The 1,536-nt window shown below is 63.3% G+C and carries 1 protein-coding gene; it reads right to left on the bottom strand.

Annotated elements, in window-relative coordinates; all coding sequences use genetic code 11:
* Positions 1–1,536 (bottom strand): hypothetical protein (locus ACYU8Y_RS16080; protein ID WP_460938995.1); only part of this gene is annotated, 1,536 nt, incomplete at both ends.

The following is a 1,536-nucleotide window of genomic DNA, read 5'->3' as shown; positions in this document are numbered from 1 at the left end:
GTCAAGGTCACCGAAGTGCCTAAACTAATGCCACTCAGCACATTGCCCGTGAGCACGCCCGCACTGGCCGTCACCGTGACACCCGACGGGATGCTCAGCACCACACTGTAGGTGCTGCCGTTGTTGTCACAAGAAGTTACTCCGCTCACCAGCGGGTTGACCGGCTGACAAGGCGTTACCCCCGTACAGCTCAGCGGACTGCCGATCACCTGAGTCTGGGAGGCACAGCCCGCCAGACTGGCCACCACCGTCACGCTGCTACCTACCGTGCCCGTCACCTGGTTGCCTACCAGCGTACCCCCCAGGGCCACCAGTGTCGCTCCCGGGCTGGCCGTCACCGAGGCCACAAAGCTCACCCCATCCACGCAGATGGCGTTGCCCGTCTGCAGAGCGATGGGCTGCGTACACGTGGTGCACACCGCTCCCGTCACCACCGTGCGGGTCGTTACACAACCTCCCGCTACGCTGGCACTCACCACCACATTCGTGTTGGCTGGAATATTCGTTATTGTCTGGAGAGCGGCATTCACCACGCCCACATTCGCCGTTACACTCGCCCCCGCACTGGCTACAAAGCTCACCGAGCTCAAGCCCGTCACCGGATCACACACCGGACCCGTCACGGTCAAGACCGGATTCTGACACACCGGCGGACACACCGGACTGCTGAGCACCACTACCTGGCTGAGCGAGCAGCTGTTGACCGCCGTCAGCGTCACCGAAGTGCCCAGGCTGATACCCGTGACGGTGTTCCCCACCAGGGTGCCCGCACTGGCCGTTACACTGACGCCCGTGGGGATGCTCAGCACCACACTGTAGGTGCTGCCATTGTTGTCACAAGAAGTTACTCCGCTCACCAGCGGGTTGACGGCCTGGCACGGATCTACAGTCGTACACGAGGCCGGACTGCCGATCACCTGGGTCTGGGAGGCACAGCCCGCCAGACTGGCCACCACCGTCACACTGCTGCCTACCGTGCCCGTTACCTGGTTGCCTACCAGCGTACCCCCCAGGGCCACCAGCGTCGCTCCCGGGCTGGCCGTCACCGAGGCCACAAAGCTCACCCCATCCACGCAGATGGCGTTGCCCGTCGAGAGGTTGATGGCCACCGAGCAGGTCGTGCACACCGCTCCCGTCACCACCGTGCGGGTCGTTACACAACCCCCCGCCACGCTGGCACTCACCACCACATTCGTGTTGGCTGGAATATTCGTTATTGTCTGGAGAGCGGCATTCACCACGCCCACATTCGCCGTTACACTCGCCCCCGCACTGGCTACAAAGCTCACCGAGCTCAAGCCCGTCACCGGATCACACACCGGACCCGTCACGGTCAAGACCGGATTCTGACACACCGGCGGACACACCGGACTGGTCATCACCACCACCTGGCTGAGCGAGCAGCTGTTGACCGCCGTCAGCGTCACCGAAGTGCCTAAACTAATGCCACTCAGCACATTGCCCGTTAGGGTGCCCGCACTGGCTGTCACCGTCACCCCCGTGGGGATGCTCAGTACCACACTGTAGGTGCTGCCG

The organism is Spirosoma humi, from assembly GCF_054776575.1.
The sequence above is the reverse complement of the archived record's forward strand: the minus strand, read 5'-3'. Positions and strand labels throughout refer to the sequence as shown.